The organism is Pedobacter sp. (assembly GCF_045627485.1).
Lineage (GTDB): Bacteria > Bacteroidota > Bacteroidia > Sphingobacteriales > Sphingobacteriaceae > Pedobacter.
Window position 1 is genome coordinate 18347 of the sequence record NZ_JAZQNU010000034.1, and the last position, 9351, is coordinate 27697.

Sequence of the window (9351 nt, forward strand, 5' to 3'; positions counted from 1 at the left end):
TAATTCTATTCATAACTAAAAAGTTGCCTTAATACCAGAGTTAATCACTCTTGCCTGTGGATAATATTGTGCACTTGAATTCGTAGACTCCGGATCCCAGATTTTAATTTTATCAAGCGTAAACAAGTTCAGTGCATTAACATATAGTCTTAAGGAACTTAGACCAATTTTTTTACCTAAGCCTTCACCAAGCGTGTAACCCAATTCAACATTTTTCAATCTGATGTAGTTATTGCTTCTAATCCAATAGGTATTATTTGCTGCATTATTGGTATCGGTAAAGTAGGTTTGCCCACGGTTCGACAAACGCGGAAACTCGCTGCTCGGCTTATCGATTGTCCATCTATTAATGTATGACCATTCCAGGAAGTTACCTATATCACCAGATTCTGTAAGTCCCACAATTTGAACGCCACCTGTTGCACCCTGAATTAATGCAGAAAAATCGAAATTTTTATAACCAAGGTTTAAGTTAAAACCACCAGTAAAAGTTGGGGTGTTTGTTTTACCAAGCCTAACCTTGTCATCTCCATTTAATACGCCGTCCCCATTAATATCCTTAAATTTCATATCTCCAGGAACAAGTTTTCCAGAAAAGGCACTATAGTCTAATCTGTTGGCATCAATTTCTGCCTGATCCCTGAAAACACCATCGTACTCATACACCAGCTGTGATCCAGTAGGCATACCGGTGGAGCGTTGCCATTCAGGTGCACCCGGGGTTTCATCCCAGAACACAATTTTATTCTTAGAGTAACCACCATTTATACTCACACCATAGTTAAATTCACCTACACGATCGTTCCAGGAGAACTTAAATTCAAAACCCCGGTTATCAACCTTTCCTAAATTCACAGGAGGCAATTTGTTTGTAATGCCTGAACTTCCAGGTATAGAGTTCCCTCTGGCAATTAAAATATTGGTACGTTTATTATAAAACCCGTCTAACTCCATACTTAATCTGTTATCCAGGAAGGATGCATCCAAACCTACGTTAGCGTTATTGGCCACTTCCCAGCCAAAATCTAAATTAGGAACACGGTTTTCAAAAACAGTTTGGGAAAGCTGATCGTTAATTACATAGTTTCCAAATCCCATCGTACTTAAGTACTGGTATTCGGCCAATGCATCGCCAAAATAGGCTTCAGCACCCATCTGTCCCCATGATGCTCTAAGCTTCAGATTGTCTACAAAATTTACATTATTTTTAAAGAAACCCTCTTCAGATAATCTCCACCCAACAGATACACCTGGAAAAAATCCAAAACGTTTGTCTTCTGGGAATATATACGAACCATCAACTCTCCATAAAAATTCTGCAAGATATTTTTCTTTGTAATTATACCCTACACGACCGAAATAACTTAAGCGAGCACGCTTAAATAAATTGTTTGGGCCCCCTGTTGGATTACCAACAGTTTGCTCACGGTCGCTACCAGCAAGAAGCTCTTGTAAAGCAGTAGAAAGGAAGTACCTCCTTGATGCAGAAAAACCGTCGTTGTTTACTGTTTCCTTGGTAACACCAGCCATTAAATTAAAACTATGATCTGCTATTTTTTTGTCATAGTTTATCATTCCCATCAGGTTTATGGCTAATTGACCACCAGCAGTTTCAGATAAACTGGCATCAGTACGTTCAGAACGCACAGAACCTGTTAGCAATGGCGACACTCCATCTGCTTCAAAGGTTTTCTCATCCCAATAATAAAGCGTCCATGGTTTTTGCCAACGTTTCTGGCGACCAGAAAATTTATCAATGGACGCTGTACCTGTAACAGAAAGCCCCTCAACCCAAGGTATTTTAATGTCTATTTTACCGGTAGATTGAAAATAATCTCTTGTATCTCTGTTATATCCTGATAAATCTGTAGAAACCACATAAGGGTTAAATCCATACTCAATATCTGGTCCTGGTAAACCATTTGGCCATACTTCAATTTCAGTAGGCTTACCACGCATTAACATCCTGAAGATATCTCCTGCACCAACCGTTGGAAAATTACGGACTTCCTCTCTTCCTGTAATTCCTAAAGTTGCAGTAATATACTGGCTAAGTTTAGCCTCCAAATTAACCCTTAAATCATATTGCTGATAACCGGTAGCTGATTTTTCATAATAACCATCCTGATCAAGATACCCTAAAGACACCAGATATTTGATATTTTCCGCACCACCAGTAATTTGCATGTTATGGCGTTGTTGTGGCGACCATTTTTTTAAGGTTGTTCCAAACCAATCTGTATTTGGGTAACGTAGAGGATCACTGCCATCAGCCAGTTTTTGCATTTCGTCTGGACGGTAAGCAGGGTTAAGCGTATTACCATTGTCTGGACGTACATAAGACCCTGTAGTTTTAAACGCATCCCAGGCTGACTGCCATTGACTTACAGGCAAATCTGAACCGAAAATATTTAACTCATTCAAAATCTCTGCATATTGTGAAGAGTTCGACATTTTTGGCGTTCTGGTAGGTTGCTGCAAACCATAGCTAAAATCATATGAAAATTGAGGCTTTCCAGATTTACCCTGTTTTGTGGTAATGAGGATAACACCATTCGCAGCCCTGGAACCATAAATAGCAGCAGAAGCATCTTTTAGAACGGAAACACTCTCCACATCGTTAGGGTTTATCCTTTCCAAACCACCTGCACGATTTGGCACCCCATCAATTACAATGAGGGCATCATTATTTCCTAGTGAATTTACCCCACGGATTCTGATAGTTGAACCATCATAACCAGGCTCTCCACTGGACTGCAATGCGGTTACACCAGGTAATCTTCCCGCTAAGGAGTTTGATAAGTTTACGGTGGGCGTTTTTGCCAGTTCGGATCCTTTTACTGCCGTTACAGCACCTGATACAACAGCTTTCTTCTGCGTACCATAACCTACCACGATCACTTCCGACAACTCCTGGCTGTTTTCAAGCAATCGAATATTTAATGTTGCTTGTTTATTAACAGGCACTTCCTGCGTTACAAAACCCATATACGAGAAAACCAGCGTACCATTATCAGGAACCTGGATGGAATAGCGTCCGTTTTGATCAGTAGATGTTGCAATATCCGCATTTTTCAATTTTACACTCACGCCAGGAATGCCACCGCCTCTTGCGTCGGTAACCTGCCCTTTTACAGTTATATCTGCGCGAACAGACTTTATTACCACAAGATCATCGGCAAAAGCCTCATGCTTTAGGCCTGTGCCTTTTAAGATAAATAACAGGGCATCCGATATGAGGATGTCATTTTCAATAAGTGTGATATCCTTATCTAAAGAAATATCTTGCTCATTATACATTAATCGGAATTCACCTTTCTTTTCCAAAGTAACTAATGCTTCTTTCAACGACACCTTTTTCAGGCTGACGCTAATCCTTGTTTTTTGTGAAAACGTTTTAGCAGATACTTGCAGGCAAATGAGAAAGGATAAAACAAAAGTCCAGTTCATCATTAGTATTAATTTTTTAGTAGAAAACTGGTTACAGAGAACATCATTGTATAGTCCTTTTTTTTTCATAAATTGTTAATTTCTAGGTTTAAAATCTGATAGTAGCAGGGCTACTTCTGTGGTTCTGTGGAGCGTTTACAACGCTCTGGTTCAATAAATAATTACTTCATTAGCGGTAAGTTTAAATTTAAAAGGTTTAATAAGTTGCATTGCGATTAAAGCTTCTTTAATGTTTTCGTTTTTAAGAACACCCGTAAACCGATAAGACTCCGGAACTGTCTCTGCTACAGTTAATTTTACATCATACCAGCCTTCCAGCTTAGGTTTAAGTTCTTCTAAAGATTCATCTTTGAACACCAGAATACTATCCTTCCAGGCTAATTCCTGAATATATTGGTGCCTGCCAATTAACATCGGCTTTAAATGTTCAATGGTTAAGGTCAAGTCAGAGTGATCACTTTTTTTTCCAGCGCCTAAAAACCCAGGCGCTTGAGCGGCTTCCAAGGCAAATTTTTCAGAAGGATTTAACATAATCTTCTGTTTAGGACGGGTGTGAACAGAAAGCTCTATAGCACCATTGATTAATGTGGCTTCAGAGCGCTTTTCATCTGGATATGCCCTTACGTTAAATGTGGTGCCCAATACCTTAACAGAGAATTTCCCTGTACGTACCAAAAAGGGTTGGGTGTGGTGGTGGGCAACATCAAAATAAGCTTCACCTAATAAATAAACAGTACGTTTGGATTTTTTGCCAAGATCGGCAGGATAAGAAAGTTTACTGTTGGCGTTCAGCCATATCAGTGTCCCGTCAGGCAAAGTCACTTTCTTTCGAATACCTTTCCCAGCTACAATTTCTATGGTTGGACCAGTTGTGTTGTCATGATAGAAATAAACCAGCGTTAATATGCTGAGTATAAATAAAAATACTAAACTTCCTATTAATTTCGTTTTTCTAAATTCGTTAGCATATTTAGCTTGATGGCCTTGATAAGCTATTTCTGTATCCAGCTCTGCCCCACCAGTTACAGGTGAATTTGCCCACACTTGAATTAAGAACTCTTCGTAATAGACAGCGTCAGGAAATCGACTCATCAATTCATTTAACTCGTCTAGTTCGTATTGGCTTGCCTCTCCGGCCATTTTACGGGCCAGTAATTCCAAGATCTTGTTTTTATCCATATGGATTCGGAAGGTTTATACTGGTTATATGGTAAGGACAGTTTTTACTAGAAAACTCCCTAGTGCAACAAGAAATATTTTTACTTTAGTTTGTATTCGAGCTGTAGAAGTACAGTTAATTTTTTTACTGCGGTCACTAAATGCGCATCAACAGTTTTAGTCGATATATTCAATATGGAGGCGGTTTCCTTATAGCTACACCCATCTTCCTTAATAAGTTTAAATACCATTTTGCATTGCTTTGGCAAACTGTTAATGGCGTCTTGAAGTTTTTCTTTTAGTTCCCCATTAATGAGCGATTGTTCTGGGTCTAAATCACTTAATACCATTTCGATTTCCAGGTCGTCGATAGCCAGTAATTGATGTTTTTTATCGCTATTAATAACATTTAAGGATCGATTACGCGCCATTACAAAGGAATAAATCTTGATGTTTCTGATCGTTAACAGCGATTTTCTGTTCCTCCAAAGAGAAATCAACACATCATTTGCAACCTCTTCTGCCGGTTCTCTTGATTTTAACAAAGAAAAACTAAAACTGAATAACGCAGGATACAAATACTTAAACAGCTCTTTATAAGCCTGCTGACTGTTATACAAAGAAATCTGATTAACAAGATGACTCAGGTCAGGTAGTTGGGTTTGCATAAGTTTACATTTGGGTAATCCAAAATAGAAAATTAAAACCGTGTAAACAACTAAACCTCCATCAATAAAATTGCATTTGTGTTACCCTGTTGTATCGCAAGATCAATTGCAGTTAAGCCACGATTCTCCCTAATGTATAAATCTGCACCGTTTTTCACCATAATACTTACCAATTCGTCACGACCGAATAAAACGGCAAACATGAGGGCAGTTCCCCCGTTTGCATGCTGCAGGTTCAGGTCTGCACCATGAGTGATTAGCAGGTTGGCAATTTCAGGGTACCCTTTGAAACAAACTCCCATCAGAGCAGTGTTGCCGCCGTAGTCCTGGATATTTACATCAGCGTTGGCAGCTAATAAGAGATTAACAGACTCCGCCTGATCATTATAACTTGCAACAATCAGGGGAGTAAATCCTTTGGCATCCTGTGTATTTACATCAGCGCCATCGGCAATTAAAGTTTGCAGCAAAACCAGATCACCTGTTCTTGCTGCATTAAATAGTTGACCATTAGGAAATGCCATAGTCGTTGTTTAAAATCCTTTTATACCAATTAATAAGATTTACTTTCACGGCTATCCTCTTCTGCCTGTGCAATCGCATTGGTAGCATTTGCGTTTCCCATACCACCTTTATCCCTGCCAATTGAAGATGCACTGGCTAAACCTTCTTTTACCCTGCGGCCATAGTCTGCATCACATTGCATAAACAGGTCTATCATTTTATCCTTAATCACTTGGTTAACGTTAGCCAGGGTGTCAACTAGATTCTTGATCAATTCATCACGTTCCCAATCCTCAAAATTACGATAAGTCTCACCAGCTTGCTGAAAGTTGTTTTGTTTCTCAATCTTCTGGCGAACCAATGCAGCATGATACATTGGCGTATGGTCTTTTCCTATGCGTGGTGCTTCCTGCGGACCGCCAAGGTTAGACGGTTCATAATTAACATGAGGATTGTTCATCCTGGTACCTCCCTGGTTATACGCCATCTGACCATCACGTTGATTCGTATGCACCTTTGATTTGGGTGCGTTAATTGGTAATTGCAGGTAATTAGTACCCACTCGATACCGCTGCGTATCTGAATAAGAGAAAGTTCTTCCCTGCAACATTTTATCATCCGAAAAATCTAGTCCGTCAACAAGAACACCCGTTCCAAAAGCAGCCTGTTCCACTTCAGCAAAATAGTTCTCCGGATTCCTGTTTAACGTCATCTTTCCAACTGGTAACCATGGAAACTGTTCCTTAGGCCAAATTTTAGTGTCATCAAGTGGGTCGAAATCAAGTTCTGGGTGTTCCCCATCCTCCATGATCTGGACATTTAGTTCCCACTGCGGAAAATTACCAGTTTTAATGGCTTCATATAAATCCTGGGTGGCATGATTAAAGCTTTTGCCCTGAATTTCATTCGCCTGTTCCTGCGTCAGGTTTTTAATACCTTGCAGAGGTTCCCAGTGGTATTTAACTAAAACACCTACACCATCGCTGTTAACCCATTTGTAGGTATTCACACCCGAACCCTGCATATGACGGTAATTGGCCGGAATACCCCATGGTGAAAACAGAAAGGTAATCATGTGCATCGCTTCCGGCGTATTGCTGATAAAGTCAAACTGACGTTCTCCATCTTGAACATTGGTTACAGGATCTGGTTTAAAAGAATGGATAAAATCAGGGAATTTAAGGGCGTCACGAATAAAAAATATTTTTAGGTTGTTCCCTACAAGGTCCCAATTTCCGTCTTCGGTATACATCTTGACTGCAAAACCTCGCGGATCACGCAGGGTTTCTGGTGAATGCCCTCCATGAATAACGGTAGAGAAGCGTACAAAGCAGGTTGTTTGTTTACCTTTTTCTTGAAGAAAACGGGCTCGGGTATATTTCGAAATAGGTTCATCACCTACCATACCATAGGCTTCAAAAACGCCATGCGCACCCGCACCCCGGGCATGAACAACACGCTCTGGAATCCTCTCCCTGTCAAAATGCGACATCTTTTCCAGGAAATGATAATTCTCAAGGGTCACAGGTCCGCGACGACCAACAGTTCTTAAATTCTGGTTATCGTAAACGGGATGGCCATTCCGGGTTGTTAAATTATCTTGTTCGCTCATAACAAATGATTTAGGTTCATCACTAAACTAAATATACCAAATTTAAATCACCATAAAAAGTGTATACAGAAAAATAAGTTTCTCCACATCACAACCGGCTTTAAATCAAAACCCTGAAAGTAATTCGAGCCTATAAAGGCAGTTTCTCCTGTGTCATGTGGAAAACTAGGAACCTGAATCACCCCGCATTACAGATAAATTTGCCTACTCTATTAATACATACTATGGCTACAACTTCAAAAATTAAGACCAATAAACATACGGGAAAGGGACTCCTTTTTCGACGCTATTTTACAAAAGAAAATACGCCTGTTTTTGACCTTTTTACTTATGAAAAGCGCAGCTCGGTAATTCGGAATCCTGCCGGCGACGCTGTATTCGAGATGAACAATGTAGAAGTACCAGCATCATGGAGCCAGGTGGCAACAGATATCCTGGCTCAAAAGTACTTCAGAAAAGCGGGCGTTCCGCAGACAGATGGCAGCTTAGGTGGCGAAACAAGCATCAGACAAGTTGCACACCGTATGGCTAACTGCTGGAAACAATGGGGTGAACAACACCAGTATTTCGCGTCTGAAAAGGATGCCGATATTTTCTACGACGAATTAGTATATACCATTGTTGGCCAGTTGGCAGCACCTAACTCTCCACAGTGGTTCAATACCGGACTCCACTCTTCTTACCAGATAACCGGAAAACCACAGGGTCATTATTATGTAGATCCTCAAACAGAAGAATTAAAAAACTCTACTTCAGCATACGAACGGCCACAACCTCATGCCTGTTTTATCCTATCCGTTAATGACGACCTAGTGAATGATGGTGGTATCATGGACCTTTGGGTGCGCGAGGCACGTATTTTCAAGTACGGATCAGGTGTGGGCACAAATTATTCGGCCATACGTGGCGAAAATGAGAAACTTTCTGGTGGCGGGTACTCCTCGGGCCTTATGTCTTTCCTTAAAATCGGAGATCGTGCTGCAGGAGCAATTAAATCAGGTGGTACCACACGTCGTGCCGCCAAAATGGTTTGTTTAAATATAGACCATCCGGAAATCGAGAAATTCGTGAACTGGAAAGTTGAAGAAGAGAAGAAAGTGGCCGCCTTGATTGCTGCAGGCTACGATCCAGATTATGAAGGCGAAGCTTACCGTACCGTTTCTGGTCAAAACTCCAACAACTCTGTCCGCATTCCCAATGCTTTTTTCAAAGCTAAAGAACAAGGTAAAAATTGGGACCTCACTGGCCGTGTTAAAGGTAATGTTGTAAAAAGTGTCCCTACAGAAAAGCTATGGCAGGACATCGCTTTCGCCGCATGGGCCTGTGCTGATCCTGGCGTACAATACGATACTACAATTAACGAGTGGCATACTTGTCCCAAAGGTGGCCGCATCAATGCATCGAACCCCTGTTCAGAATACATGTTCCTTGACAATACCGCCTGTAACCTGGCATCCATTAATCTTGCACATTTTTTCGACCCTAAATCACTCACCTTTGATGTAAAAGGGTTCGAACATGCTTGCCGCATCTGGACTGTGGTATTGGAAATCTCTGTATTGATGGCACAGTTCCCTTCAAAAGAAGTAGCACAACTGTCGTACGATTACCGCACCCTGGGCTTAGGTTATGCTAACCTAGGTTCGATGCTGATGGTAGCAGGCATTCCCTACGACAGCGATAAAGGACGTGCCATTGGAGGTTCAATCACCGCTATTATGACTGGTACCGCATATGCCACTTCAGCAGAACTTGCCGCAGCACTCGGCACTTTTAAAAGATTCCAGGAAAACAAGGAGAACATGCTACGGGTAATGCGCAACCACCGTTACGCCGCTTATAATGCCAATGAATACGATGGCCTTGAAATTACGCCTCGGGGACTTGATCCTAAGTTTTGCCCAGACTACCTGCTTTCAGCAGCATGCAACGCTTGGGACAAAGCAGTGGAACTAGGTG

5 protein-coding genes and 1 pseudogene are annotated in these 9351 nt (G+C 41.0%); 1 reads left to right on the forward strand and 5 read right to left on the reverse strand.

Annotated features, from left to right (window positions below):
* Window positions 1-15 precede the first annotated feature (15 nt).
* The 5 genes and pseudogenes from ACR2F3_RS02745 to ACR2F3_RS02765 form a co-directional block, all read right to left on the reverse strand.
* Window positions 16-3519, reverse strand: a complete 3504-nt coding sequence (locus tag ACR2F3_RS02745) for a SusC/RagA family TonB-linked outer membrane protein (RefSeq protein ID WP_432708449.1) — start codon at window positions 3517-3519, stop codon at window positions 16-18.
* 81 nt (window positions 3520-3600) lie between these two features.
* Window positions 3601-4629 (reverse strand): FecR family protein, encoded by a 1029-nt coding sequence (locus tag ACR2F3_RS02750; RefSeq protein ID WP_432708450.1) that lies wholly within the window; start codon window positions 4627-4629, stop codon window positions 3601-3603.
* Between the two features lie 80 nt (window positions 4630-4709).
* Window positions 4710-5276: an RNA polymerase sigma-70 factor gene (locus tag ACR2F3_RS02755; protein ID WP_432708451.1), complete on the reverse strand. Its 567-nt coding sequence runs from the start codon at window positions 5274-5276 to the stop codon at window positions 4710-4712.
* A 50-nt stretch (window positions 5277-5326) separates the two neighbouring features.
* Window positions 5327-5800, reverse strand: a complete 474-nt coding sequence (locus tag ACR2F3_RS02760; protein ID WP_432708452.1) for an ankyrin repeat domain-containing protein — start codon at window positions 5798-5800, stop codon at window positions 5327-5329.
* A gap of 29 nt (window positions 5801-5829) precedes the next feature.
* Window positions 5830-7374 (reverse strand): annotated as a pseudogene (locus ACR2F3_RS02765) (catalase); the annotation flags it as partial.
* Window positions 7375-7616: 242 nt separating this feature from the next.
* Here ACR2F3_RS02765 and ACR2F3_RS02770 point away from each other — a divergent pair.
* Window positions 7617-9351 (forward strand): adenosylcobalamin-dependent ribonucleoside-diphosphate reductase (locus ACR2F3_RS02770; protein ID WP_432708453.1); only part of this gene is annotated, 1735 nt, incomplete at its 3' end.